The sequence below is a fragment of the Devosia sp. genome (assembly GCF_036406155.1).
GTDB lineage: Bacteria > Pseudomonadota > Alphaproteobacteria > Rhizobiales > Devosiaceae > Devosia_A.
The window spans coordinates 1-25,279 of the sequence record NZ_DASWVV010000191.1 but is presented as its reverse complement, the minus strand read 5'-3'; the positions used below and the strand labels follow the sequence as shown (position 1 = coordinate 25,279).

The window sequence follows — 25,279 nt, the reverse complement described above, 5'->3', positions numbered from 1 at the left end:
GCCTGCCGTCGGCAAGCCGGGCCGCGCCCATGTCGAAATCTCCCCCGATGGCATGCGCTGGGTGCGCGAGGGCACGAGTTTCGAACTGCCCTCCGAGCGCGACGCCATCGCCTTCGCGAGGGTCAGCCAGTTCGGCAACTGGCTGCGGCTGGCCTGCGACTTCGAGGCGGGAAGCTCGCTGCGAGTCCTCGTTACCCTCCATCTCAAGAGCTGACGCGATGAGCGCCGCCTCCACCCCTCTTGTCATTCGTGACATCCGTGTCCACCCCTTGCGCGCGGCTGCCCAAGGCCCAGCGGACGTCGCAGGCCCTGTGGGAAGCGCTCGAAATCGTCGTCGTCGAAGTGGAGACCAGTGACGGTATCGTCGGCATCGGGGAGGCGCTGGCCCGGAGTGGCGCCGTCGGCTATGCCCGTTTCATCACCGATGCGCTGGTGCCGCGGCTGATCGGCGAGGACGCGCAGGACCGCCGGCGTCTGTGGAAACGCATGCGATCCACACTGACCGGCCGGCCCGGCAGACAGGTCGTTGAGGCAATCGCCGCCATCGACATCGCGCTCTGGGACATTGCGGGCAAGGCGGCGGGCGTACCGGTACACAAACTGCTGGGCGGCATGGGCCGCGAGCGGGTGCGCGCCTATGCGTCATCCATCAACTGGCTGGACGATGCGACCGTCGAGGCCGAAGTCGCGCATGTGCTGCAGGCCGGCTTCCTGGAGATCAAGGTGAAGCTGGGCCGCGACGTGCCCAAAGCCATCGAACGAGCCCGCCTGGTGCGCCGGCTCGCGCCCGATGCCCTGCTCGGCGTCGATGCCAACTGGGCCTATGACCTGCCCGAGGCATTGCAGGTCGGCCGCGCACTGGCCGATCTCGACTATGACTTCTTCGAAGAGCCGATCGTGCCGCAGGACCGGGAGGGCTATCGCCAGCTGGCGCGGCACCTGCCCATCCGCATCGCGGCAGGCGAGAGCGACTTCGTCGCCAGCGAGGCGCTGGATTCCCTGTCCGACCGCAGCCTGGGCATGATCCAGCCCGACGTGACCCGGGCGGGCGGCATCACCGAAACGTGGCGGATCGCCGAACTGGCCGCCGCCCACCATGTCGCCTATGCGCCCCATGTCGGCTGGTCGGGCGGTATCTGCGTGGCGGCGAGCCTGCATCTGGCGGCGGCGGCCGAAAGTTTCCGCACCTTCGAATGCATGGTGTTCGACAATCCGCTGCGCACCGCGCTGTGCCAGCCCCTGGTGGGCGATTCCACTCAGTTGGAGGATGGGCAGGTGCGCGTGCCCCAGTCACCCGGCCTGGGCGTCAGCCTCGACCAGCACATCCTGCGCAGTCACCTCATCGCTTAGCCCGGTCCGGAGTTTGCCATGTCTTCCGTTGCGCTCAGGAATGTCACCAAGTCCTTCGGCACCACGCAGATCATCCGGGGTGTAGACGTGGATATTGCCGATGGCGAGTTCGTCATCCTTATCGGTCCCTCGGGGTGCGGCAAGTCTACCTTGCTGCGCATGATCGCGGGACTGGAGGAAATCAGCTCCGGTGACGTGGTCATCGGGGATCGGGTGGTCAACCTCGTCCCCTCCAAGGACCGCGACATTGCCATGGTGTTCCAGAGCTATGCGCTCTATCCGCACCTGACCGTGCGCGAGAACATGGGCTTCTCGCTCTCCCTGCGCAAAGCGCCCAAGGCCGAGACGGACCAGCGCGTCGATGAAGCTGCGGCAACGCTCGGACTCGAGCACCTGCTCGATCGCTATCCGCGCCAGCTCTCGGGCGGGCAGCGCCAGCGCGTCGCCATGGGCCGCGCCATCGTGCGCGACCCCAAGGTGTTCCTGTTCGACGAACCACTCTCCAATCTCGATGCCAAGCTGCGCGTGCAGATGCGCATCGAGATCAAGGCCCTGCACCAGCGCCTGCGCACCACCACGATCTACGTTACCCACGACCAGATCGAAGCCATGACCATGGCCGACAAGATCGTCGTGATGAAGGACGGCGTGGTCGAGCAGGCGGGGCCACCGCTCGAGCTCTACGACGCGCCTGCCAATGTCTTCGTTGCCCAATTCATCGGAAGCCCCGCCATGAATATCCTGGAGGGGAAGCTGACCGAGCATGGTGTCCAGCACCGTGACATCCTCCTGCCGCTGCCCGATGTTCTGCGTCAACGCGCCGGCGCTGTCGAAGCCGTACGGTATGGCATCAGGCCCGAGCACCTGGTGCTGGCCGATAGCGGGCTCCCTGTCACCGCCGAAGTGGTGGAACCTACCGGGTCCGACACGATGATCTTCGGCACCCTGGGCGACAAGGCGATTGTGATCAATGTCCGGGAGCGCGTTGACATCACGGCCGGTGCCCGCTTCTTCGTGCAGCCGATGATGGACAATATCCATCTCTTCGATGACACGACGACACGCCGCATATAGGCCCTATGTTCGCGTGCCGAGGGACTGGCGACGCGTCCCACCGCGAGCTCCTATCGAGGGTTGCACCGGGCTGGCCAGCGCCTTGTGCGCGTCAAGTTCTGCAAGAGGAACGGCCATCGGGCTGGCCATGCCGCCTGTCGGAGAGCAAGTGTCTTGTGTTCTCGCAGGTCGAGGCCTGTGACAAGGATACGTATCCGGGTGGCGCTACCGCTGCCGCGCGCTAACTCTCCTCGCCCTGGCCGCCCCTGAGCCGCTCCCCAAACAGACTGTGCACGTTCTCCGCTCGCAACCGGTGCTGGAGCGCCTGCGGCAAGTGGCCGATATCGTGGGCGTCGTCGGGCGCGCCCATGGGAAAGGGCCAGTCGCTGCCGAGCAGCACCCTGTCTTCACCCAGCACGGCAAGGATCAGGGCCAGGGCCTCGGGTGAGTGCACGATGGTGTCGACATAAAGCCGGCGCACCGCGGCGAGCGGGTCGGCAAGGTCCGCCGGAAGGCCGGGGCGCATGGTGTCCTTGCCGCGCTGCAGGCGGCCAGCGAGCGCGGCGATGGCACCGCCGCCATGCGCCAGCAGGACGCGCAGGCCGGGATGGCGTTCCAGCACGCCCCCCATGACGAGTTGTGCGGCGACAATCGTCGTCTCCATGGGGTTGCCGACGAGATTACCCAGGTAGTACGCATCGAGTCGGGCGTCACCCGAGGCAGAGGGGTGGATGAAAAGGGGCAATCGCGCCGACTCCAGCACGCCCCACAGGTCGGCGAGCGCCGGGTCCGCATGGGAGAGTCCGCGCAGATCGCTGCCGGCGACAACGCCGGCCCAGTCAGGGCCGAGCCTCGTGGCGAGGCGCGTCGCCAGGGCGGGGTCCTCGAGCGGCAGATAGGCGAGCGGGCGCAACCGTCTGGGTGCAACGCGGCAGGTGTCGAGCAGCGCGTCGTTGACGAGGCCCGCATAGGCGGCGCGCGCGTCCGTGGTCGCGAGCTCCGGCCGGAACAGGGGCGGCGGAATGGAGACGATAGCGCCGTCGAGCCCGTCGCCGTCGAGCCGGGCGAGCAGCTGCGCCGGCTCGGCAATGCGTCCCAGCGGTACGCGGTGGGCGCCGATCGCGAGGCGCCCGTCGCCGATCGCCATGTCCCACTGCCCGACCGCCGCGGCGCGCAGCACGCCCTCGGGTACGAGATGGGCGTGCGCGTCCCAGCCGCTCATCTCGCCCTCCCCTCAGCGCGCATCTTCGGGGTCCGTGTACCAGGGGGGCTGCACCGGGTAGTGCGGGCCGTCATAGATCTCAAGGAAGATGGTCGTCTCGTCGGCGACTGTCGGGCCGTGCACGCTCCCCACCGGGTTCCAGTAGAATGAGCCCGGCACCAGCGTCGTGCCGGTCGGGATGTAACGATAGCGCCCCGACAGACAATACATGAACTGGTTCGAGGCATGCGCATGCGCGTTGGGCACGCCCACGCCCTTCTCGAACTTGATGAGGGCAATGGAAGCGCCCGTCTTGTCGTCGCGCCACAGCATTTTCTGCGACAGCCCGGCGAGCGACTTCTCGGCCCAGTCGAGGTCGCCGGTCTGGATCAGCACCTCGCGGAAGGCATCGGCAAGGTTGCGGGGCATGGTGGCCGCCTGGCCCGCCGCCGCTGCATCGATGGCCAGCACGGGCGAATGCAGGTCAGTCTCCACGAGCCGATTGCGCATCTCGCCCAGAACACTCGAGCGAAGCAGCATCTCGTCGCCAGCCTTGAGGAAGAGCGGCGGCGTTCGGGCATTGCCAACGCCCGCCGGCGTACCCGTGAGGATCAGGTCGCCTGCCCGCAGCGTCATGCCGGCTGACATCTCGGCGATGAGCCGGCTGATGGGAAAGGCCATCATCGAGGTATTGGCGGCCTGCATCGTCTCGCCATTCAGTACGCAGGCAATGTCGATATTTGTCGGATCCACCTCGTCTGCGGTGGTGATCCATGGGCCAAGCGGCATGGTGCCGTCGATGCTCTTGCCCTTCAGCCACTGGCCGCCGTGCGCCCGCTGCAGGTCGCGCTGCGACACGTCGTTGGCAAGACAGTAGCCGAAGACGTGATCGAGCGCCTGTTCCTCGGGAATGTTGCGCCCGTCGCGGCCGATGATGAGCGCCACCTCGACCTCATAGTCCCACTTCGCCGAAAGCTCACCGTCGTAGGCGATGGCGTCGTTCGGTCCGATCAGCACATCCGGGCCCTTGGTGAAGAAGGTCGGGTGCGCCGGGCGTTCCACCTCCTGGCCCTCGCGGCGCCCCCGGCCTTCCTCGAAATGGTCCCAGTAGTTCCAACCGGTGCACAGGATATCGCGGCGCAGCCGGTCCAGCGGCGCCAGCAGCCGGCCAGGGTCGAACGCGACCGGTTCGCGGCCGACGATGGCGGCGTGCACCGCGGCGAGGCCGGCGGCCCCGCGCGCGATCACCTCGCTCAGCTGACCGATTTCCGGTGGCAGCAGCACAATGCCGCCCTCCACCAGAACGCCAAGCCGGCGCTCGCCGGCGTGGCTGTATGCTGCGAGCTTCATGACTCAGCCTTCCGCGTCCGGCACCACGGCAATGGCACTGATCTCGATCAGGTATTCCGGCGACACCATCTTGGCGACCTCAACCAACGTCGAGGCTGGCAGCGGCGCCTTGAAGTAGCGCTGGCGCACCGCGTGGATCTTGTCGAAATGCTCGACGTTGCGGACGTAGACATCGACGCGGCAGACATCGTCGAGCGAGCCGCCCGCGGCCTCGACCGCCGCCTTGATGTTCTCGCACACCTGCTCGGTCTGCACGGTGACGTCGCCGATGCCGGCAATCGAGCCGTCGGGCCGGCGGGCCGTCATGCCGGAGATGAAGACCAGCTTCCCCCGCGCCTCGATTGCCGTCGCCTGCGAGAAATTGCCCGGGGGCTTGCGCAGGGCGGGGCTGGTGACTTCATGCTTGGGCATTTGTTGATCCTTCCGTCGATGGGTTGAAGAGTTCACCGGTGTCGACGCCCAGCTCGCGCGCAAGGCGAAGCAGCGTCATGCGCACGGCGTCCGGCAAGGCGACGCGGCCACCCGCGTCCTGCCGACGCTGCCATTCGGGCTCGCCCGGCAGGTACAGCCGGTCGACGCCCGGCGCGCGCCGCCCCTCGCGGATGCGCGCGGCATAGGCCGTCACCGCCCCCCGGAGCGTCGCGGGATCGCCGAAATGGCCGAAATCGATGGCGATGAACAGGTGCGAACAGTCATAGGGCTGCCGATCATTCTGGTAGAGCGCGCGCACGGCGGTGCCTGCCGCGCCGCCGGACAGGATGCCCGACAGCAGGTCGAGCATCACGGCAAGGCCGAACCCCTTCGGACCGCTCGCCGGCAGCAGCATCCCGCGCACCGCCGCCTCGGGGTCGGTCGTCGGCACGCCCTCGGCATCCACCGCCCAGCCGGCAGGAATCGCCCCGCCCGTCTGCGCTGCCATGCGAATCTTGCCCATGGCCGCCTCGCTGGTTGCCATGTCGAGAACCAGCGGCACGTCGTCGTCGGTTGGAATGGCGATTGCGAGCGGGTTGTTGCCGACGATGGCTTCGGCGCCGCCCGGCGCCGGCATGAGCGGCCGCGTGTTGCAGGCGACGATGCCGACACAGTCGGCCTCGGCCGCCGCCACGGCGAAGCGTCGTGCCGCGCCGAAATGAAAGCCGTGCCGCACCGCAACGATGCCCGCCCCGAGTTCCTTCGCCCGCCCGACGGCAAGGTGCATTGCCTGGTCCCCGGTCACCTGTCCGAGCGCATGACCCGCATCCAGCACCATGGTCACGCCCCGGTCGGAAACGAGGGTCGCCGCCTCAGCCGTGGCAACCGACCCGGCCAACAGGCGCTGCACGTACATCTCCGTAAGCATGACACCATGGGAGTGAAGACCCATCTGATCGGCCTCGACCAGCCCGTCAGCGACGGCGTGGGCCGCGGGCTGCGGTACGCCGGTGGCCACGAACAGGCGGGCGATCAGGGCGGTGAGGGCCGGGGCGGAAACCGACTGGGTGCTGCTCAACGCGCGTCCCTCCGGCCGGCCGCGAGCGCGTGATCGAGCTTTTCGGTGGTCCGTTCGATGTGCTCGCGATTGCGGGCCAGTGCCGCCTCGACATCGCGGGCCAGCGACGCTTCCATCAGCGCGCGGTGCTCGCCGACGTCGTCGCGGATCTCTCCCTTGTAGGCGATGGAGAGCGCCACGTAGCGCTCGGCCTGGTCGAACAGGTGCTGGCGGATACTGAGCAGCGTGGGCGAGCGGCAGCCGCTCACCAGCGCGAGGTGGAATTCCTGATGGTAATGCAACCAGGTGGCGTTGCGCTCCTCGCCGTTATTGGCGGCCTTGTCGACGCTGGCCAGGCGGTGGAAGGCAGCGAGCAGGCCGGCTTCCCAATCGACGCCGCCCTCGGCGATTGCCCAGCGCAGCGCGACGCCCTCGATCTCGACGCGCGTGCGCTGCAGATCGTGAAGGTGCGCGTCTGATACCTCGGCGACTTTGAACCCCTTGTTCTGCTCCAGCACGACGAAGCCTTCGGCCTCCAATCGCATCAGCGCCTCGCGCACCGGACTGCCACCGGCGTCGTAGCGCTGGCGCAGGGCCTCGGCGCGCAAACGCTCGCCCGGGCCGAGCCGACCGCTGAGGATGTCTCCCCGCAGTTGCGCATAAACCGTGGCTCCAAGCGTGTCGTGTGCGTTCATTGCGGACCCGTTTCATCCTTCCCAGCGCTTTGTCTCCTATCCCACAGACTGTCGAAAGGCAACAGGATTATCGAAAATCCCTTGACGTTTCGACATTGCAGGCGTTTGATCGCAAAGAGCCGCAGAGATCCGGCGACAACAGGAGGAACACCGCAATGCGCAACGTAAATGGTCTTCTGGGAGCGGCAGCCTTGGCCGTGCTCGTGGGCTCGCCCGCCCTGGCGGCCGAGGCCACCTTCGGCTTTTCCGGTTGGTCGGTCGGTTATCTGCCCACGGCCATCGCCATCGACCGGCTTAACGAGATGGGCCACGACATCACTGCGGTCGAACTGGGCGGCAACAGCAACCAGCTACAGGCGGCGGCCACCGGGGACGTTGATATCACCGCGCTTGCGCAGATCATGGATGCCATCGACCAGGGGCTCGATTTCCGCTTTTTCCAGGCCGCCAATTCCAACGAATTCCTGATGGTGTCGCGGGCCGAATATCCTGACTGCGCCTCGCTCGACGGCAAGCTCGTCGGCATCCAATCGGTTAGTTCTTTCGTCGGCCAGCTCGCCATTCAGTGGTTCGCCGCAGAATGCCCCGGCGCCAAGCCCAATCTCACGGTGATCGAAGGCTCCGAGAACCGGCTTGCCGCCCTGCTCGCCAATCAGCTCGACGCCAGCCCCGTCGACCTGCAGGACTGGACCATGCTCGATCGCGAGAAGCCGGGCGCCTTCGTCGTTTCAGGCGACTACACCAAGACCATTCCGATCCTGCGTGCCGCCTTCGCGGCAAGCCAGGGCTTCATCGCGGAGAACCCCGACCTCATCCGCGACTGGATCAAGGTTCATCTCGACGTCTATGCCGAGATCTACGAGAACCCGCAGGTGCTCGTCGACAAGGGCAAGGAACTTCTTGGCGAGATCGATCCCGACGTGCTGCCGGCGATTGTCGACGCCTTCGTCAAGGCCAGTGTCTGGCCGGTCGACGGCGGCCTTTCCGACGAGTCGGTAAACCAGACCATCGCCTTCTTCAACAATGATGGGGAAGCGTTCGCCAACATCAAGTCGGCCGACGATGTCGTCGACCGGACCGCACTCGATGAGGTCCTTGCCGCTCGATGACGCGTTCGACACCGCTCATGGCAGGCGCCGGTCCCCACCGGCGCGTGCTCGATAGCTGGTGGGGGCGGCTGGCATTGCGCCTCGTCGCTCTCGCCGCTTTCCTGCTGCTGTGGCAGTGGGCCGGCGACGACAGCCTGCCCCTGCTGTTCCCCACCTTCACCCGCACTCTTGGCGCGGCGTGGGACCTGGCCGCGGACGGACGGTTGTTCGCCGCACTGCTCGCCACCAACCAGTCACTGGTCGTGGGCTTTGGTCTCGCCGTGGGCGTCGGCATCCCGGCCGGTATCTTCGTGGCGCGCGTGCGCCTCGTCGACCAGGTGCTTACCCCCTATCTGACGTTGCTCGTCGCCGTCCCGATCATTGCCCTTATCCCGGTGATCCAGGCGCTGCTCGGCTTGAGCTTCGCCGCCCGGGTGACGGTCGTCCTGCTCTTCGCCCTGCCCTATGTTGTCATCAATACGGCCGTCGCGGTACGCCGCGTCGATCCGGCGTTGACCGAGATGGGCCGCAGTTTCGGGGCCAGCCGCCGCACCGTACTGTTCGACGTGCTGCTGCCGGCGGCCGTGCCCGGCATCATGACGGGCGTGCGCATCGCGCTCGGCCAGGCTCTCATAGGAATGGTGGTGGCAGAGCTGACCATCGTCGGCGACGGCGTCGGCAGTCTCATCGCCGAATTGCAGGGCCGCTTCCGGGTGGCGCCGGTGCTCGCGGTGGCCGTGGCCGTGGTGATCGAGGGCATCGTGCTCATGAGCATCGTTGAATGGATCGAACGGCGCCTAAGCCGATGGAGTACTGCCTGATGACCACTTCCACCGAGGCCGCGCTTCCGCCGGCCATCGAGGTCACCGACCTCACCAAGCGCTATGTCGGCGCCGACGGGCGCTCCGTGCTGGCACTCGATCGCGTACAGCTCACCGTCGGCCGTGGCGAATTCGTCTCCATCATCGGCCCGAGCGGCTGCGGCAAGACCACACTGCTCAAGATGGTCGGCGGCATCCTGCCCTGGGACAGCGGCAGCATCAGCGTGCTGGGCAAGGAAGTAAGCGGGCCGGGGCCGGAGCGTGCAACGGTGTTCCAGTCCTTTGCGCTGCTGCCCTGGATGACGGTGCTCGACAACGTCGCCTTCGGCCTCAAGGTACGCGGCGTCGCGCGCAGTGAACGACACGACGTGGCACGCAAGCTCATCGCCTCGGTCGGGCTGGCCGGCTTCGAGGAGAGCTATCCGCGCCAGCTTTCGGGCGGAATGCAGCAGCGCGTCGGCCTCGCCCGGGCGCTCGCCGTCAAGCCGCACCTGTTGCTCATGGACGAACCCTTCTCGGCCATAGACGCGCAGACCCGCCTGCTGCTGCAGACGGATCTGCTCGACATCTGGTCGAAGACCGACCTGTCCGTGCTGTTCATCACCCACGCCATGGACGAAGCGGTGTTCCTTTCCGATCGTGTCATCATCATGGGCGCCCGGCCCGGCCACGTCACAAATGTGATCGAGGTCGACTTGCCGCGACCACGCACCGAAGCGACGCGGCTCGATCCGCGCTTCGTCGACCTGACCGGACAGGTCTGGGCGCGGCTGCGCGGCATGATCGTCGAGGAAACGGCCGCATGAGCAAGTCGCGCTTGGTCGCCGGCCTGCGCGGCTCCATGCCCTTCCTGGTCTCGCTGGCGTTCCTGGCGGCCGCATGGGAGATTGCGGGTAGGACCACGGATCTCATCACCTTGCCGCCGCTCAGCGACGTGCTGGCGGCGCTGGCACGGCTCTGGGCACAGGGTGTGATCACGGCACCGCTGCTCGACAGCACGCTGGCGCTGGCCACCGGCGTCGGTATCTCGCTCGGCGTGGGCGCCGCCATCGGCGTCGCCATGGGACTGTGGCGGCCGATCGACATAGCGCTTGGCCCCTTCGTCAAGGCCGGGCTTTCGGCGCCGCTCATCGCCTTCGTGCCGGTCTTCCTGATGCTCTTTGGCATCGGCTCGACCACCCGCATCGCCACGGTCATTGCCTTTTCGGTCTTCATCGTCATCGCCAATGCGGCGACCGCCATCCGCGCCGTAGACAAGAGCCTCGTCGAGATGGGGCACTCCTTTGGCGCAAGTCCGTGGCGGGCGTTCTGGGACATCCGCGTGCCCGCCGGCGCGCCCTACTTCATGGCCGGGTTGCGGCTGGGAGTGGCACGCGGCGTCAAGGGCCTCATCAACGGCGAGGTGCTGATCGCCATCATCGGGCTGGGCGGCCTCGTCAAGAAGTACGGTACCGTGTTCTCGATGGACCAGCTCTACGCCGTTATCATCGTGATCGTCGCCTATGCCGCCCTTGCCGTCGGCGCCGTGAGCTGGCTCGGCCGGCGCGTGATCCGCGATGCTCCGGACGGGCCCTGAGCGTCCATGCCGCTGGCGGATCAGCGCCGGTGGGAGATGAAAACAGTGGCGGGCAACTTCGAGCCAAGGGCGATGATCGCGTCGCCCTCGCTCACCACCGGCGGGGTGAAGGCCGGCGCCGTGCCGAAATGGCGCCGGCAATCTTGTCTCGGCCTGGATTGCCCCCCTATTACAATAACGATCTGAAACTGGCACACCCGGTCCAAGTATAAATGGACCATCCCTGATCAATACTTCCGCCTTTACATTTGCAGAAAATCGATAATGACAGCATATTACTCTTTCCTCTTGGCCTCACCAGGAGGGACGGCAACAACAGGGAGGGTGGAATGAATTCTGAGCTGTTCAGGCCCTTGTTGAGGGCAACAACCGGTGCTGCTTTCGGTATTGTTGTGTTGGCATCGTCCGCCGCCAGCGCCGAGACCGTGCGGGCGGCGATCAACAATGCCGCGCCGACCGGTGGCGATCCCCCCGCCGGCCTCTGCCACGAAGTGCTCACCGCAATCGGGACGCGCTACGGCTGGGATCTGGAGTTCACGCCCATTGCGGGGCTGAACGGCATCCTGGAGGCGGTCACCGGCTCGACGGCGGATGTCGGCTGCTCCGGCATCGCGCCCACCAACGAGCGCCGGAACATGGGGCTCGCCTTCACCAGTCCGATCTTCACCAACAGCGAGTTCCTCTACGTCCACGCCGACGACGCGACCGGCTACACGTCGCTGGGCGAACTCACGGGCAAGAAAGTGGCCGGTCAGGAAGGCAGCACGTTCCTGCGCGCGCTCGAGGCGGCGGGGCTCAGCAACGTCCAGACCTATCCCGACAACACGGCCGGCTTCGAGGCCCTCAAGGCGGGCGAGATCGACGCCTATGTGACCGGGGTGCAGTCCCGTTACCAGACGGACGTCACCAAGACGCTTACCGGCATCCGGGCGGTCGCGACCTATGTTCCCGTGGCGGTCAACCCTGCGAGCCTCGTCGTGCGCAACACCGATACGACGCTGCTCGGACAACTCCAGGCGGGGCTCGAAGCCCTGAAGGCCGAGGGCACGCTCAACCCGCTGGTGGAGAAGTGGGGACTGCCGGCGCCGCAGTTCTGATACGCCGCGATGGGCAGCAGGCCGGCCGTATACGGCCCGCCGCCCGGACTGCTCGGGCGATGCGACCCGGCGGGAGCAGGCAGCACGGCGCGCCTCCTCCCGCCGATGACCCTCCTCAGCGGGTATAGTGCAGGCGCCAGAAATCCTGCCAGTCCTGGCGCGTATCCCAGTCCTCGACCGCGGTCGACGGGTTGTAGGGCAGGATGGAATCGAGATGCGCGCCGAGCCCGGACGGTTCATCGGGGCTGAGCGGCACCTTGGTGTTGTAGGAAATCTTGCCGTCCTCGAGCTGCGGCGCGATCCCCGCTTCGGTCATGATGAAATGCACGAAGAGCTTGGCCGCGTTCGGGCTTGGCGTGCCCTTCGGGATCAGGGCCACCTTGGCGGTGTTGAAGCCGATGAACGGCTCCATGCCGGTGCAAAGCCCCAGCGTCAGGCCCTTGGCCGCGTTGTCCCGGAACTTTGCCGCCGTCACCATCGACACGAAGGTCTCGGTCTGCCCCGGCGCCGCCACCGCCTCGGCGGCGGCGGTATCCGTATCGGTGATCAGCGGGCCATTCCCGGCAAGCGCCGCGATGAAGGCCTCGGTGGCGCTCTTGTACTGGGTCTCGAGCGGCTTGCCGTAATGGGCCTCGTAGGCGGCAGCCATGCGGTCGTCGGCGTGGCTTTCCATCTGGCTGTACCAGTCGGTGAAGGTGGGCAGGCGCAGCGGGTCCTCGAGCACCACCTTGCCCTTCCACTCGGGGTCGGTCATTTCCCAGATGTTGGCGATCGGGCAGGACTCGTGCAGCGCGGTGTTGTAGGCGAAGACATAGGGGCTGGCCACGACGAGCAGCGGGTCGCGCGCCAGCTGGTCGATGTCTTCCGCCTGGTCAGGGGGCAGCCAGCTTTCGGCAAAGCCCTCGGGGAGCAGCTGGCCGACCGCTGCCGGAACGTCGGCGATCAGCACGACGCCGGTCTGCACGTTGCCGGCCTGCACTTCGCGAATGACCATTTCCAGCAGTTCGGCGGCCCGCGCCTTCACGCCGTTGGCCTGCACCCCGTAGGTGGCGGCAAAGTTCTCGGCCATCGCGACGATCTTGCCGGTGCTGTCGTAGACGTTGAGCGGCGGCTCGGCCCGCGCCGCCGCGACGAGCGCGTCGAGCGAGAAGTCCTCGGCCACCGCCGGCACCACCGCGACCGGTAGCGCCAGCACGGCGAAAGCGGCGCCGCACATGAGCGCCTTCATGGGTCCTGACATTGCTTTTCCCTTCCTGTTGTCAAGTGACGTCGTTGATCCTTCCGGCATGTCCCCCGTGCCGCAGAGCGTCACCGCGGGCATGCCGCGTCTTCATGCCCGCGCCAGCGCCGCGTCGCCTGCGGGGAGGCGCGCCCCGTCGCGGTCGAACAGATGCAGGGCCTGCGGCGGCACGTCGAACCGCAGTGTCTCGCCAATCCGCACGCCCGGGGGAACGTGGGTGTTGAGAAACATCGCCCGCCCGCCGGTGCGCAGTTCCACGATCCAGCTGCCCCCCGTGGGCAGCACGCCCGTCACCTCGGCCGGCGCCGAAAACCCGCCTGCCGCCGACTGCGTGCCGGGCCCCAGCCGCAGGTTTTCCGGCCGGATTCCGACCGAGCCGACGTCTTCGGAACCGGCATTCCGCTCCGCCAGATAGCGACCGAGGCTACGGGAAAGTTCGTCGTCGCTGCCCAGTTCGACGATGTTGATGGGCGGGTTGCCGACGAACTCGGCAACGAAACGGTTGGCCGGGCGCGCGTAGATATCATCGGGCGTGCCCAGCTGCTGCAGCACGCCTTCGTTCATCACCGCTATCGTGTCGGCGAGCGTCATGGCCTCCCACTGGTCGTGGGTAACGAACACGATGGTGGTGCCAAAGGCCGCGTGCAGGCGCTTCAGTTCCGCCCGCATCTCGAGCCTGAGCCGCGCGTCGAGGTTCGACAGCGGCTCATCGAGCAGCAGAACCTCGGGGTTGACCGCCAGCATCCGGGCCAGGGCCACCCGCTGCTGCTGGCCGCCCGAAAGCTGGCTCGGATAGCGTTGCCGCAGCGCCTCGATGCCGAGCGCCCGCATCACCTCGTCGACCCGCCGCCGGCTCTCCTGCCTGGGCATGCGGCGCAGTTTCAGCCCGAACTCGGTGTTCTGCTCGACGGTCAGATGCGGCCACAGCGCATAGCTCTGGAACACCAGCCCCATACCGCGCTTCTCGGCGGGTACGAACACCGCCTCGGACGGACAGTCGACCACGCGCCCGCCGACGGCAAGCTTGCCGGCCGCCAGGTTCTCGAGCCCGGCGATCATCCGCAGCGTCGTCGTCTTGCCGCAGCCCGACGGGCCGAGCAGGCACAGGAACTCGCCATCGCGCACTTCGAGGTCCAGGCCTCGTACCGCACGGTAGCTGCCGTAGTTCTTCTCGACCCCGGCAAGGGAAATCCCCGGCATCCTACCCTCCGAGCCCGTCTGCAAGATTGGTGCGCGTCAGCTTCTGGGCGACGAGCGTGCCGGCCCATGCCAGGGCCGCGATCATCAGCACCACCGCGTTGGCCGCCTGCGTGTAGTTGTAGTCCACCAGCCGCAGCGAATAGGTGGTCAGCACGTCCGTCGCCGGCACCGCCAGGATGACGAACAGGCTCAACCCCTTGATCCCCGAGATGAAGGGCAGCAGGATTCCCGTCACCAATGCCCCTTTCTGGATAGGGGCCACCACCCGCGTCATGCGGTGCAGCCAGCCCGCGCCCGCCACCTGCGCCGCCTCCTCGGGCTCCTTGCCGAGCTGCATCATGGCCGAGATACCGGCCCGCGAGGCATAGGGCATCTGTTCGGACATGAGGGCAAGCATCAGGATCCAGGTGGTGCCGTAGAGGGCCGGGATGGGCCCACGCGCCACAGCGAACAGCGACAGGTAGGCGGCAGCGAAGGCGATCCCCGGCACCAGGTAGGGAAAGAAGGTGACTTGCCGCACGAACACCGAGAGCGGCCGGAACGGGGTCCTCACCACGACGTAGCCCACCAGCAGGCCCATGACCCCCGCGGCGAGGGAGGCGGCGCCGACGATCCACAGCGTGTTCGCCGCGGCCTGCCAGAATTCCGCAGTAAGCAGGATACCCTGGCGCAGCGCCACCGTATCGAGTTCGCTGCCGATCCAGTAGTCGAGGGTGAAGTTGTCGAGCGTGAACCGCCCCGGCACCTTCATCACGGTGGACAGGAACAGCACCAGCACCGGCACCGCGACGCCGACGATGAACATGCCCGCCGCGAGGCCGAAGGCGGGCAGGCGCATATGCTTGAGCCGGCTCGGCCGGTTCATCGCTCCCTTGCCACCAACGGTGACGAAGCGTCTTGCCTCGCGCAGGAACCAGGCATCGACGAGCAGCGTCACGACGCCGAGCAGCATGATCGCCCCGGCGAGTACGCCGCCCACTCCGGTCTGGCGCGTGTAGAGCGCCCGGTAGAGCGAGGTCGCGAGCACGTCGAATTTGGCCGGAAGGCCGACGATGTAGGTAACGCCGAACTCGCCGAGGCACTTGGCGAAGATGAGCACCGTGGCCGAGACCAGCGCCGGCTTCATCAGCGGCAGCACGATCGACCAGGCGATCCGCCCGCTGGAGGCCCCGAGGATGCGGGCCGAGTCCTCGAGCTGGCTGTCGAAGCGGCGCAGGGCGTTGCCGAACAGCAGGATCACGAAGGGCGTGTAATGCAGGGCGAGCAGCAGGGTGATGGGCACGCCACCATAGGCGAGCCAGTCGGGCGGGGGGAGGCCCAGCGCCTCGAACCAGCCCGGCTGCCCGCCGGTCGTGCGATTGCGGAACAGCGTCGTCCAGGCCAGGGCGAAGGTCCAGGCCGGCAGCATGTAGGGCACGATGAGCGCGGTCGCGAACCAGCGCCGCCCCGCAAGATCGGTGCGGGCGATGAGCCAGGCGAGCACGCCGCCGGCCAACAGCGAAATGACGATGGCGCCCGCCGCGACCGCGAGCGTGTTCCACAACGGTTGCCAGAACATGTCGACCGCGATCGGGGAGACGAACACCCGATGCAGGTAGTAGCCGGTCCAGCTCCCGACCGGCCCTCCCGTGCGCCGCGCGTCGCCGAACTGGGTCTGCACCGCATCAAGAAGGATGGATGCGATCGGCACGACGATCAGCCAGGCGAACAGCGCCGCGAGCACCAGGCCGATCGCGGTAGTGGGGTCCCGCGTGGCAAGGCGCAGCCGGTACAGCAGGGGGACCCACCAGCCGTCGCGGGCATGCGGCTGCAACGCCGCCGGTCGGCTCGCGTCCTCGCTCACCTGCCGCGCCCCGCGGGGTCGTGCCGGCCCTGCGGTGCACCGAACGTCAAGAACATGCCAACTGCCAAAAAACTGCCCCTGGTCACCCTCGCTGCCTGCCGCGCAGCGCCCATGATGTTCCATGCTCCCGCACAGAGGTCAACGTTCGATACGGGGTTCTCCGCGCCGGCGGGTCATTTCCGCCCGACCCGCCCGCCCCCGAAAGAATCGGCCGAACGCCGCCGGCGACGGGCGTGCCGCCCCGGGACCGGGCCTTCGGGGCCGAAGCGGCGGGCTCCGAAAAGCCGATTGCGCGGCGGCCCGGTCATGCTGTAGGTGTGCGCCGACATATTGTCGACACCAGAAATGCAAAAATCGACGGCGGGGCACGCTCGCCGCCCGGGGAGGTTTGCAGTGGAGTTCAGCAAGGCAATCGAACGCGCCGTGGCCGACGGATTCGACCGACAGACCGAGTGGCTGGGCCGGCTCGCGTCATTCGACAGCACTCGCGGCAACGAGGGGCCATGCCAGGACTGGCTGGCGAACGAGTTCGCGGCGCGCGGATGGACCGTCGACAAATATGCCATCGACGACGTCGGGATCGCCGGCCTTCCCGGTTACTCGCCCGTGGTCGATGCCGACTACGCCAAGGCCACGCAGGTGGTGGCCACGCACGACGTCGCCGACCCCGTCGGCAAGAGCCTGATCCTGCAAGGTCATATCGATGTCGTGCCGCCCGGCGCGCCGGAACTCTGGTCGCAGCCGCCGTTCGAGCCGCGGGTCGTCGATGGCTGGATGCATGGACGCGGCACCGCCGACATGAAGGCCGGCGTCTCCGCCATGGTCTTCGCGCTCGATGCCCTGTCCGGCCTCGGCTTCGTCCCCGGCGCCCGCGTGCATGTCGAGACGGTGAGCGAGGAGGAATGCACCGGCAACGGCGCGCTATCGACGCTGGCGCGCGGCTATCGCGCCGATGCCGCCCTCATCCCCGAAAGCATGGGCCACAAGCTCATCAGGGCGGAGCTGGGCTCGGTATGGTTCCGCCTGCGCATCCTCGGCCGCCCGGGCCACGTGCTCGCCGGCGCCTCGGCCGGCGCGCATGCGATCCTCGCCGCCATGGCCTATATCGAGGCGCTGAAGCGGCTCACCGCCGAGATCAATGGCGAGGCCAGGAGCCATCCCTATTTCGGCTCCGTCGCCGACCCGGTCAAGTTCAACCCCGGCAAGATCCGGGGCGGCGACTGGCTCGGCTCCGTTCCCTCCTGGTGCGAACTCGAGTGCCGGCTGTCCGTGTTGCCCGGCCACAGCCTGCCGGAAGTGCGCAACCGGGTGACGGCCGCCGTGCGGGCCTGCGCCGAGCAGCTGCAGGCGGCCATGCCCGAAGTCAGCTGGATCGGCTTCCAGGCCGACGGTCACGTCTTCGCGCCCGGCACCGCGGCCGAGGCGCTGCTCGCCGATATCCACCAGTCGGTGATGGGCTCGCCCCTCGAGCCGATCTGCCTGACGGCAACCAGCGACACCCGCATCTACGATCTTTACTATGGCATTCCGACGCTCTGCTACGGCGGCATCGCCCGCGGCATGCACGCGCCGGACGAGGCGGTCGATCTCGCGAGCCTGCGCAAAACGACTGAAATCATTGCGCTTTTTGTCGCACGCTGGTGCGGCCTCAAGAGCAAGAGTTGACAGCTGTGTCGGCTACGAAAAAACGTCTTGTCGACATGCAAAATATTGTCGATAGTGGCCTCGACCTGAAACGTGAGGTGGGAATGCGCGCTGGCGTGATGACCGGGAAATCCGTCACCCCTGGGGTGGCGTGGTATTGGATGCAGGCCGACGGCACGCGCCGCAACGCAGGAACCGTCCAGTGACCATGTCCGCACTCACCTTCACCAATGCCCGGCTGGTCGATCTCGACAAGGGCGCCCTGACCCCGCCGACCACGGTCACGGTGGCCGACGGCAGGATCGCCGGCACGGGCCTCCCCGCCGGCGAGGGCGCCAGCGTCATCGACCTTGCCGGCGCGACGCTGATGCCAGGCTTCATCGATTGCCACTTCCACGTGGTGGCGTGGTCGCTCGACCTCTGGGCCAACATCATCGCCCCGGACAGCCTCGCGGCACTGCGCGCGGCGCAGGTGATGGAAGAACTGCTTGCGCAGGGCTTCACCACCGTGCGTGATCTCGGCGGCGCCGATATCGGCCTCGTCCGGGGAGTCAGCGACGGGCTGATCAAGGGCCCGGACCTCGTCATCTGCGGCAAGGGCCTGTCGATGACCGGCGGCCATACCGACCTGCGCCAGCGCACCGACATCCGCCCTGACGCCCTTGGCGGGCGGCTGGGCAACATGGGGGTGCTGGTCGACGGCGTCGACGACGTGCGCCGCGCCTGCCGCAAGATGCTCAAGGAAGGCGCGCGCTTCATCAAGGTGATGGCCAATGGCGGCGTGTCGTCGCCGAACGATCCCATCGACGGGCTGCAGTATTCGGACGACGAAATCCGCGCCATGGTCGAGGAGGCGGGCAATGCCAACACCTACGTGTCGGCGCATGTGTATTCCGACGCCTCGATCCGCCGCTGCGTGAAGCTGGGCGTGAAGTCGCTGGAACACTGCAACCTGATCAGCGCCGAGACCGCCGCGATGGCGGCCGAAGCCGGCTGCATCGCCATTCCGACGCTCGCTGCCTACGAGGGGCTGAAGCGCGAGGGCGCCGCGCTCGGGCTGGGCGAAGCCGAGCAGGCCAAGATCGACGTGGTACGCGACGGCGGCCGCAATTCGCTGGCCCATATGCGCGACGCCGGCCTGCCCATGGCCTTCGGCACGGACCTGCTCGGTCAGCTGCGCAAGTTCGGCGGCCTCGAGTTCGAGCTCCTGGCCCAGGTCCTCAGCCCGTCCGAAATCCTGTCGGGCATGTGGGACGCGGGGGCCCGGCTGTGCCGCATGGAGGGCGAGATCGGCACGATGGCGCCCGGGGCGCGCGCCAACCTGGTTGCCTTCGACGTCGACCCGTTTGCCGACATTGCCGCGCTCGGCCGGCCCGAGCAGCACCTCAAGCTCGTCGTCAAGGACGGCGTGATCGCGCATGACCGGAGGGCCGCATGACCCCCGATCTCGAGCAGGCCTTTCGCCTCGCGGCCGGCGAGCACGCCGCCGCCGCGGTCTTCGCCTACTGCCGTGCCGGGCTCAACCAGACCGTCGGCTCGCTGCTGACCACGGCCTCCGTCTACGATCTGGCGCAGATGCGCTCACGCCGCGTATGGACGGACGACGCGGCGGCCTACCCGACGGGCAATTTCAAGCGCCTTGACCGCAACCGCTATTTCGAGACCGTCATCGAGGGCAAGCGCCCCTTCTCTTCGACCACCATCGAGGAGATCGCGACGGTCTTCTTCGACTGGCAGAAGATTCAGGCCCTGGGGTTCGAATCCAACCTCAACCTGCCTGCCGTCGCCGACGGCCGGGTGATCGGCACCATCAACCTGCTGCATCGCAAGGGCCACTTCACCGAGGAGCGGGTGGCCGCGGCGATGGCGTGGCAGCCGGTCGCCACGCTGGCATTTCTGTTACTTGACCTCGCCGGGTCGGACGGCGCCACCTTCCATCAAGATGGCTCCGGCAACGGCCCGGCGACCATCGAGGAATAGGTTCCCGCCGGCCCGCCCGCGGGTCGGCGCAACAAGACGGCCCGCACGTCGGGTCGAGTGTATCAGCACGACGGGAGGGGGATTCCCCCGCATAGGAGAATCGCATGAAACACAAACTGATCGTCGCGGCACTGATGGCTACGGCCCTCATCCCCGCAACCGCCATGGCCCAGGACCCGGTGCGCCTGGCCTTCCTCGCCGCCTCCAGCCAGAACGGCTACAACGCCGCCACCTGGCAGGGCGTGCAGGACGCCGCTGCCGCAGCGGGCGGCGTCGAAGTCGAGATCTTCGACGGCGAGTTCAATGCCGCCACCCAGTACGCGCAGGTGGAAGACATCATCGCCGGCGGCCGCTTCGATGGCATCATCGTCGCGCCCAATGACACGGTCGGCATTGCCACCGCGCTCGAGGAAGCGACGGGCGAAGGCCTGCTCGTCGCCTCGGTGCTGTTCCCGGTCGGCCCCGAGCTCACCGTCATGACCCCGCAGGTCAAGGGCCTCACCACCACGGTGGCGCTGAACCCGGTGGAAGGTGCCGCTGCCGAGGCGGAGGAAGTGGTCAAGTTCTGCGCCGACAAGGACCCGTGCAACGTGGTCATCATGATCGGCCAGCTGCAGTTCCCCTTCGACAACCTGCGCTACAATTCGATGGTCGACGTGCTCAAGCAGCACGACAACATCAAGGTCGTCGCCACCGGCGAAGGCAACTACAGCCCCGACCAGTCGCTGACCGCCTTCCAGGACATCCTCCAGGCCAATCCGGAGATCCACGCCGTCCTGTCCAACGCCGACCAGCACCTGCTCGGCGTCGAGATCGCGCTCGAGGATGCCGGCATCCCGATCGAGCCGATCTATCTCATCGGCGGCGGGCTCAACCAGATCACCGTCGACAAGATCCGCGAAGGCAAGTTCGACGCCACCCTCTCTGCCCATCCCTACTACGAGGGCTTCTATGCGGCCGAGGCGCTGATCAAGGCGGCCCGCGGCGAGACCGTGGACAACTGGATCGACCCGGGCAGCAAGGCGACCAACCCGCTGATCGTCACCAAGGAATGGCTCGACGCCCATCCCGACTTCAAGGCCGAGTGGCAAGGCTGACGGCTTCGCCCGCATATCGGCCGGGGGCACGCCCCCGGCCATCGGTTCGTCCACCTATGGAGAGACGATGACCACACCACGCCCTGCCGTGCAGGTGCGCGGCCTCGCCAAGAGCTTCGGCGGCACGCGCATCCTCGACAACATCAACGTCGACATCGAGGCCGGCACGGTTCACGCGCTCATCGGCGAGAACGGCGCGGGCAAGTCCAGCCTGGGCAAGATCGTCGGGGGCTACTACACGCCCGACGAAGGCGAGGTGGAAATCCTCGGCACGCGGGTGACCCGCTTCTCGCCCCGCGACGCGCTGGGGCTGGGCGTGGCGATGATCCACCAGGAACTGCAGCTCGCCCCCGAGCTCAACGTCGTCCAGAACGTGTTCCTCGGCCGCGAGAGCGCCCGCGCCGGCATCCTGGTGCGGGGCGACATGGAGCGTTTCGAGGCCCTCGAAAGGACCTGCGATTTCGGCATCGATCCGCTCGCCAAGGTGGCCAGCCTGCGCATCGCCGAGCGCCAGAAGGTCGAGATCATGCGGGCCATCGCCCGCGATGCCCAGATCATCATCATGGACGAGCCGACCTCGTCGCTCACCGAGGACGAGGCGGAGCGTTTGCACGACGTGATCCGCCGGCTGAAGGCGCAGGGCAAGACCGTCATCTATGTGAGCCATTTCCTCGACCATATCCTCGCCCATTGCGACAGGGTCACGGTGATGCGCGATGGCCGCGTCGTTCGGACATCGCCGATCGCCGGCGAGACCAAGAAGTCGCTGGTCGATTCCATGCTGGGACAGGAAGCCGACATCCTGTGGCCGGCGCTACCGCCGCCGCCGGAAAGCTCGGTGCGCCCGGTGGCCCAGCTTCGCAACGTGAGCACCAATACCGGCCTCTCCGACATCTCCCTTGTGGTGCGGCCGGGTGAAATCGTCGGGCTCATCGGCCTCGTCGGCTCGGGGCGCACGGAAGTGGCGCGCGCCATGTTCGGCGCCGACCCCATTACCGGCGGCGAGTATCTCATTGACGGCAAGCCGCGCCAACACAGGCTGACCGTACGCCAGGCCATCGCCGAGGGCGTGGCGCTGGTGCCCGAAGATCGCCGCAAGCAGGGGCTCGTGCTGACCCAGACAACGCGCCCCAACGTGTCGCTCGGCACATTGAAGGCCATCAGCGGCATGGGCATTCTCAACCACCGGATCGAGGTGCAGCGCACGCGCGAGATGATTGCGCATTTCGGCATCGTGCCGGGCGCCGTCGACGGCCGCGTGGCGCGCTACTCCGGCGGCAACCAGCAGAAGGTGCTGCTTTCCAAGTGGGCGGTCGCCAAGCCCAAGCTCCTGATCCTCGACGAGCCGTCGCGCGGCGTCGACATCGGCGCCCGCCGCCGCATCCATGATTTCATCGTCGACATGGCCTCGCAGGGCGTCGGCGTGCTCCTGATTTCCTCGGAACTCGAGGAAGTCATCAACCTTTCCCACCGCTGCTACCTGCTCAGTGAGGGACGCATCTTCGCCGAGGAGCCCGCCGGCCAGCTGACGGTGGAGTCGGCGCTGCACAGCGTCTTCCTCGAACAGAACAGCCACCGCAATCGCCAGGAGGTCGCCAGCTGATGACCGACACCGCACTCACCAGGCCAGGCGCCGCCGGCAAGCGTTTCGACCTGGGTGGTTTCATTCGCCAATACGGCGTGCTGATCATCATCGGCGTGATGCTGGTCTCGCTGAGCCTGCTCTCGCCGTCGTTTCTCACGCCGCGCAACCTGCTCAACATCCTCAACCAGTCGACGCCGCTGTTCATCATCGCCTGCGCGCTGACGCTGGTGATCATCGGCGGCGGCTTCGACCTGTCGACCGGCGCCATTTTCGGCGTCGCCTCGGTAAGCGCCGCCTGGATCGCGATCAATGTCGATCCATTGGCTGCGATCCTGCTGGCGCCGGTCATCGGCCTCGTGCTCGGCTCCATCAACGGCATCATCGTCACCGCCTTCAACGTGCACTCGTTCCTGGTCACGCTGGCGACGAGCCTCGTCTATCGCGGCATGGCGATCCTGATCTCCGACGGCAAGCTCATCCCCGTCCGCATCGCGGAGTTCGCCTGGCTGGGCCGCTCCAAGATCGAACTGGTCAATGTCGCCGTCATCGTGATGTTCGGCTTCATGCTGCTGATGATGTTCGTGCTCAACCGCACGACGCTCGGCCGCGCCATCTTCGCGGTGGGCGGCAACGAAGAGGCGGCCCTGCTCTCGGGAATCCGCACCAACCTCGTCAAGATCATCACCTTCGCCATCTCGGGCGGGGCAGCCGGCCTCGCCGGCGTCATCACGGTGTCGCGCCTGTCGATGGGCGAGCCCCAGGCCGGAACGGGCCTCGAGTTCGAGGCCATCGCCGCCGTCATCCTCGGCGGCACCTCGATCATGGGCGGCGCCGGCGCGATCTGGCGTTCCATGGCGGGCGTCCTGCTGATGGCGCTGATCGGCAACGGCTTCAATATCCTCAACGTCAACCCGTTCTTCAAGGACCTGACGACCGGCGTGATCATCGTGCTGGCGGTGGCCCTCGCAGCCACCGGCAACCGCCGATGACAGGCCGCACGGCTCAGGCACATCCATTCGCCCTCGCGATCTCCCTCCGCGCGCGCGACAACCAAAGAGACTGAGATGCCCGACAAGATTTCGCGCGTGGCCACCGACGTTGGTGGCACGTTCACCGACCTGGTCTACTTCGAAACCGACATGCGTTCCGGCGCCCAGACGGTGCGCACGGAAAAATCGGACACCACGCCGCCGAATTTCGAGAACGGCGTGCTGGCCGTGCTCGACAAGGCGAAGGTAAACCTCGAGACCCTCGACTTCTTCGCCCACGGCACCACCGTGGTGATCAACGCCCTCACCGAACGCAAGGGCGCCAAGGTCGGCCTGGTGACGACCAAGGGCTTCCGCGACGTGCTGGAGATCGGCCGCGGCAACCGGCCGGACTTCTTCAACCTCAAGTACAAGAAGCCCGAGCCCTTCGTCGAGCGCTTCCTGCGCCGCGAGCTTCCCGGCCGCATCGACTTCCACGGCAAGGAGCAGGTGCCGCTCGACACCAGCGGGCTCGCGCAGATCGTCGCCGATTTCCGCGCCGAGGGGGTGAACGCGGTCGCCATCTGCTTCATCCACGCCTACGCCAACCCCGCGCACGAGGAGGCGGCGCTGGCCGAATTGCGCCGGCTCTGGCCCGAGGTTACGGCGGTGGCGTCGCACCAGATCACCCGCGAGTGGCGCGAATACGAGCGCACCTCGACCACGATCCTGTCGGCCTATGTGCAGCCGGCGGCCCAGCGCTATCTCGAGCGCCTCGAAGCGGGGCTGCGCGACAAGGGCTATCACGGCGGGCTCTACGTCATGCAGTCCAACTGTGGCGTCGATTCCCTCGGGTCGATCAAGCAGACGCCGATCACCATGGTGGAATCCGGGCCGGCCTCGGGCTTCTGGGGAGCCGCCGAACTCGGGCGCATCATCGGCGAGCCCGACATCCTGGCGCTCGACATCGGCGGGACCACCGCCAAGTGCTCGCTCATCACCGGCGGCCACGTCACCATCAAGACCGATTACTGGATCGAGCGCGACGGCAAGTCGGCCGGGTATCCGATCATGGTGCCGGTCGTCGACCTGGTCGAGATCGGCAATGGCGGCGGCTCGATCGCCTGGGTCGACGACTTCGGCAAGCTGCATGTGGGCCCGCAGTCGGCCGGCGCGGCACCGGGGCCCGCCGCCTACGGCCGCGGCGGCACGAATGCGACGACGACCGACGCCAACCTGGCGCTCGGCCGCATCAACAGGGACTATTTCTGCGGCGGTACGGTGACTGCCGATATTCCGGCGATGCAGGGCGCGCTGTCTGAGCTGGGCGGCAAGCTGGGCATGAGCAACGAGGAGGTGGCGCGCGGCATCGTGCGCATCGCCAACTCCAACATGGTCAATGCGCTCAAGCTCGTCTCGGTGAACCGCGGTTACGACCCGCGCGACTTCACCATGGTCGTGTTCGGCGGCGGCGGCCCGATGCACGGCGCCGAACTGGGCAAGGAACTGGGGGTCAAGAAGGTCGTCGTGCCGCGGGGCGCGTCGGTGTTCTCGGCCTGGGGCATGCTGATGTCCGACCTGCGCCGCGACTACTTCGTCACCCAGCTGATGGACGCCGACGATTTCGCCAGCCTGTCGCGGCTGCTCGAAGAGACCCGCGCGCGCGCCATCGCCGATTTCGTGCGCGGCAACGTGCCGGCCGACAAGGTCGGCTTCACGACCTTCATCCGGGCGCGCTACCAGAACCAGGAATTCGCCGTCGAGGTGCCGCTGCCTTCGGACACGCTCGACGCGGCGACGATGGCCGAACTGGTGGCCTCGTTCCACACGGCCTACGAGCGCGAGTACACCTACCGGCTCGATGCCGGCGTCGAGATCATCGGGGTGCACCTGGTCGCCGCATCGGAAGTGGGCAAGCTCGAGATCCTCAAGCTGCCGACCACCGGCGCGACCGTCGAGCAGGCCGTCAAGGGCCGGCGCGAGGTCGACTACGCCACCGAGGGCGTGCATCCCGCCACCATCT

At 67.2% G+C, this 25,279-nt stretch carries 23 protein-coding genes and 1 pseudogene; 16 read left to right on the top strand and 8 right to left on the bottom strand.

Going from position 1 to position 25,279, the window contains the following annotated elements; translation table 11 throughout:
- The 3 genes and pseudogenes from VGD93_RS12995 to VGD93_RS12985 all read left to right on the top strand — a co-directional run.
- Positions 1–214, top strand: a pseudogene (locus VGD93_RS12995) (hypothetical protein); the annotation flags it as partial.
- 35 nt (positions 215–249) lie between these two features.
- The gene (locus VGD93_RS12990) at positions 250–1,350 is read left to right on the top strand and encodes a mandelate racemase/muconate lactonizing enzyme family protein (protein WP_395012580.1); all 1,101 of its coding nucleotides are present in this window, start codon (positions 250–252) and stop codon (positions 1,348–1,350) included.
- A gap of 18 nt (positions 1,351–1,368) precedes the next feature.
- The gene (locus VGD93_RS12985) at positions 1,369–2,424 is read left to right on the top strand and encodes an ABC transporter ATP-binding protein (RefSeq protein ID WP_395012577.1); all 1,056 of its coding nucleotides are present in this window, start codon (positions 1,369–1,371) and stop codon (positions 2,422–2,424) included.
- A gap of 220 nt (positions 2,425–2,644) precedes the next feature.
- On the opposite strand, the gene VGD93_RS12980 is transcribed toward VGD93_RS12985, so the two are convergent.
- Genes VGD93_RS12980 through VGD93_RS12960 form a run of 5 tightly spaced genes read right to left on the bottom strand, consistent with a single transcriptional unit; the run spans position 2,645 to position 7,117 of the window.
- On the bottom strand, positions 2,645–3,625 hold the full coding sequence (locus tag VGD93_RS12980) for an amidohydrolase family protein (protein ID WP_395012576.1): 981 nt from the start codon (positions 3,623–3,625) through the stop codon (positions 2,645–2,647).
- Positions 3,626–3,637: 12 nt separating this feature from the next.
- Complete coding sequence (locus tag VGD93_RS12975; RefSeq protein WP_395012575.1) at positions 3,638–4,954, bottom strand: fumarylacetoacetate hydrolase family protein; 1,317 nt, start codon at positions 4,952–4,954, stop codon at positions 3,638–3,640.
- Positions 4,955–4,957: 3 nt separating this feature from the next.
- Positions 4,958–5,365 carry a RidA family protein gene (locus VGD93_RS12970; RefSeq protein ID WP_395012574.1) on the bottom strand — a complete coding sequence of 136 codons (408 nt, stop codon included), beginning with the start codon at positions 5,363–5,365 and terminating at the stop codon, positions 4,958–4,960.
- Complete coding sequence (locus VGD93_RS12965) at positions 5,352–6,443, bottom strand: Ldh family oxidoreductase (protein ID WP_395012573.1); 1,092 nt, start codon at positions 6,441–6,443, stop codon at positions 5,352–5,354. The genes VGD93_RS12970 and VGD93_RS12965 overlap by 14 nt, the downstream gene beginning before the upstream one ends.
- Entirely contained in the window at positions 6,440–7,117 is a 678-nt protein-coding gene (locus tag VGD93_RS12960; protein WP_395012572.1) for an FCD domain-containing protein, read from the bottom strand. The genes VGD93_RS12965 and VGD93_RS12960 overlap by 4 nt, the downstream gene beginning before the upstream one ends.
- 155 nt (positions 7,118–7,272) lie before the next feature.
- On the opposite strand from VGD93_RS12960, the gene VGD93_RS12955 reads away from it, so the two are divergent.
- The 5 genes from VGD93_RS12955 (at position 7,273) to VGD93_RS12935 (ending at position 11,699) form a co-directional block, all read left to right on the top strand.
- Positions 7,273–8,226 (top strand): ABC transporter substrate-binding protein, encoded by a 954-nt coding sequence (locus VGD93_RS12955; RefSeq protein ID WP_395012571.1) that lies wholly within the window; start codon positions 7,273–7,275, stop codon positions 8,224–8,226.
- On the top strand, positions 8,223–9,026 hold the full coding sequence (locus VGD93_RS12950; RefSeq protein WP_395012570.1) for an ABC transporter permease: 804 nt from the start codon (positions 8,223–8,225) through the stop codon (positions 9,024–9,026). The genes VGD93_RS12955 and VGD93_RS12950 overlap by 4 nt, the downstream gene beginning before the upstream one ends.
- Positions 9,026–9,832: an ABC transporter ATP-binding protein gene (locus VGD93_RS12945; protein ID WP_395012569.1), complete on the top strand. Its 807-nt coding sequence runs from the start codon at positions 9,026–9,028 to the stop codon at positions 9,830–9,832. The genes VGD93_RS12950 and VGD93_RS12945 overlap by 1 nt, the downstream gene beginning before the upstream one ends.
- Positions 9,829–10,602, top strand: a complete 774-nt coding sequence (locus VGD93_RS12940; RefSeq protein WP_395012568.1) for an ABC transporter permease — start codon at positions 9,829–9,831, stop codon at positions 10,600–10,602. The genes VGD93_RS12945 and VGD93_RS12940 overlap by 4 nt, the downstream gene beginning before the upstream one ends.
- A gap of 395 nt (positions 10,603–10,997) precedes the next feature.
- On the top strand, positions 10,998–11,699 hold the full coding sequence (locus VGD93_RS12935) for a substrate-binding periplasmic protein (protein WP_395012567.1): 702 nt from the start codon (positions 10,998–11,000) through the stop codon (positions 11,697–11,699).
- Between the two features lie 115 nt (positions 11,700–11,814).
- Here the strand turns inward: VGD93_RS12935 and VGD93_RS12930 are convergent, their stop codons facing one another.
- From VGD93_RS12930 to VGD93_RS12920, 3 genes are all read right to left on the bottom strand, one after another.
- Entirely contained in the window at positions 11,815–12,939 is a 1,125-nt protein-coding gene (locus tag VGD93_RS12930) for an ABC transporter substrate-binding protein (RefSeq protein WP_395012566.1), read from the bottom strand.
- Between the two features lie 90 nt (positions 12,940–13,029).
- A complete protein-coding gene (locus tag VGD93_RS12925) occupies positions 13,030–14,139 on the bottom strand; it encodes an ABC transporter ATP-binding protein (protein WP_395012565.1) in 1,110 nt (369 codons plus the stop codon).
- 1 nt (position 14,140) lies between these two features.
- Positions 14,141–15,952 (bottom strand): ABC transporter permease, encoded by a 1,812-nt coding sequence (locus VGD93_RS12920; RefSeq protein WP_395012579.1) that lies wholly within the window; start codon positions 15,950–15,952, stop codon positions 14,141–14,143.
- A 423-nt stretch (positions 15,953–16,375) separates the two neighbouring features.
- Between VGD93_RS12920 and VGD93_RS12915 the strand changes: the two genes are divergently transcribed.
- The 8 genes from VGD93_RS12915 to VGD93_RS12880 all read left to right on the top strand — a co-directional run.
- The gene (locus VGD93_RS12915; RefSeq protein ID WP_395012564.1) at positions 16,376–17,647 is read left to right on the top strand and encodes an ArgE/DapE family deacylase; all 1,272 of its coding nucleotides are present in this window, start codon (positions 16,376–16,378) and stop codon (positions 17,645–17,647) included.
- On the top strand, positions 17,644–17,832 hold the full coding sequence (locus VGD93_RS12910) for a hypothetical protein (RefSeq protein WP_395012563.1): 189 nt from the start codon (positions 17,644–17,646) through the stop codon (positions 17,830–17,832). The genes VGD93_RS12915 and VGD93_RS12910 overlap by 4 nt, the downstream gene beginning before the upstream one ends.
- A gap of 2 nt (positions 17,833–17,834) precedes the next feature.
- A complete protein-coding gene (locus tag VGD93_RS12905) occupies positions 17,835–19,064 on the top strand; it encodes a metal-dependent hydrolase family protein (protein ID WP_395012578.1) in 1,230 nt (409 codons plus the stop codon).
- Positions 19,061–19,606: a GAF domain-containing protein gene (locus VGD93_RS12900; protein ID WP_395012562.1), complete on the top strand. Its 546-nt coding sequence runs from the start codon at positions 19,061–19,063 to the stop codon at positions 19,604–19,606. Before VGD93_RS12905 ends, VGD93_RS12900 begins: the two co-directional genes overlap by 4 nt.
- 104 nt (positions 19,607–19,710) lie before the next feature.
- Positions 19,711–20,703, top strand: a complete 993-nt coding sequence (locus tag VGD93_RS12895; RefSeq protein WP_395012561.1) for a sugar ABC transporter substrate-binding protein — start codon at positions 19,711–19,713, stop codon at positions 20,701–20,703.
- 67 nt (positions 20,704–20,770) lie between these two features.
- Entirely contained in the window at positions 20,771–22,306 is a 1,536-nt protein-coding gene (locus tag VGD93_RS12890; RefSeq protein ID WP_395012560.1) for a sugar ABC transporter ATP-binding protein, read from the top strand.
- The gene (locus VGD93_RS12885) at positions 22,306–23,277 is read left to right on the top strand and encodes an ABC transporter permease (RefSeq protein WP_395012559.1); all 972 of its coding nucleotides are present in this window, start codon (positions 22,306–22,308) and stop codon (positions 23,275–23,277) included. The genes VGD93_RS12890 and VGD93_RS12885 overlap by 1 nt, the downstream gene beginning before the upstream one ends.
- A 75-nt stretch (positions 23,278–23,352) precedes the next feature.
- The coding region (locus VGD93_RS12880; RefSeq protein WP_395012558.1) for a hydantoinase/oxoprolinase family protein at positions 23,353–25,279 on the top strand (1,927 nt) is incomplete at its 3' end.

What these genes read in the sequence shown, in the direction of transcription:
- VGD93_RS12985 (WP_395012577.1), top strand. Translation starts at nt 1,369, where the DNA reads ATGTCTTCCGTTGCGCTCAGGAATGTCACCAAGTCCTTCGGCACCACG.
- VGD93_RS12980 (WP_395012576.1), bottom strand. Translation starts at nt 3,625, where the DNA reads ATGAGCGGCTGGGACGCGCACGCCCATCTCGTACCCGAGGGCGTGCTG.
- VGD93_RS12975 (WP_395012575.1), bottom strand. Translation starts at nt 4,954, where the DNA reads ATGAAGCTCGCAGCATACAGCCACGCCGGCGAGCGCCGGCTTGGCGTT.
- VGD93_RS12970 (WP_395012574.1), bottom strand. Translation starts at nt 5,365, where the DNA reads ATGCCCAAGCATGAAGTCACCAGCCCCGCCCTGCGCAAGCCCCCGGGC.
- VGD93_RS12960 (WP_395012572.1), bottom strand. Translation starts at nt 7,117, where the DNA reads ATGAACGCACACGACACGCTTGGAGCCACGGTTTATGCGCAACTGCGG.
- VGD93_RS12955 (WP_395012571.1), top strand. Translation starts at nt 7,273, where the DNA reads ATGCGCAACGTAAATGGTCTTCTGGGAGCGGCAGCCTTGGCCGTGCTC.
- VGD93_RS12950 (WP_395012570.1), top strand. Translation starts at nt 8,223, where the DNA reads ATGACGCGTTCGACACCGCTCATGGCAGGCGCCGGTCCCCACCGGCGC.
- VGD93_RS12945 (WP_395012569.1), top strand. Translation starts at nt 9,026, where the DNA reads ATGACCACTTCCACCGAGGCCGCGCTTCCGCCGGCCATCGAGGTCACC.
- VGD93_RS12940 (WP_395012568.1), top strand. Translation starts at nt 9,829, where the DNA reads ATGAGCAAGTCGCGCTTGGTCGCCGGCCTGCGCGGCTCCATGCCCTTC.
- VGD93_RS12930 (WP_395012566.1), bottom strand. Translation starts at nt 12,939, where the DNA reads ATGTCAGGACCCATGAAGGCGCTCATGTGCGGCGCCGCTTTCGCCGTG.
- VGD93_RS12925 (WP_395012565.1), bottom strand. Translation starts at nt 14,139, where the DNA reads ATGCCGGGGATTTCCCTTGCCGGGGTCGAGAAGAACTACGGCAGCTAC.
- VGD93_RS12905 (WP_395012578.1), top strand. Translation starts at nt 17,835, where the DNA reads ATGTCCGCACTCACCTTCACCAATGCCCGGCTGGTCGATCTCGACAAG.
- VGD93_RS12900 (WP_395012562.1), top strand. Translation starts at nt 19,061, where the DNA reads ATGACCCCCGATCTCGAGCAGGCCTTTCGCCTCGCGGCCGGCGAGCAC.
- VGD93_RS12895 (WP_395012561.1), top strand. Translation starts at nt 19,711, where the DNA reads ATGAAACACAAACTGATCGTCGCGGCACTGATGGCTACGGCCCTCATC.
- VGD93_RS12890 (WP_395012560.1), top strand. Translation starts at nt 20,771, where the DNA reads ATGACCACACCACGCCCTGCCGTGCAGGTGCGCGGCCTCGCCAAGAGC.
- VGD93_RS12885 (WP_395012559.1), top strand. Translation starts at nt 22,306, where the DNA reads ATGACCGACACCGCACTCACCAGGCCAGGCGCCGCCGGCAAGCGTTTC.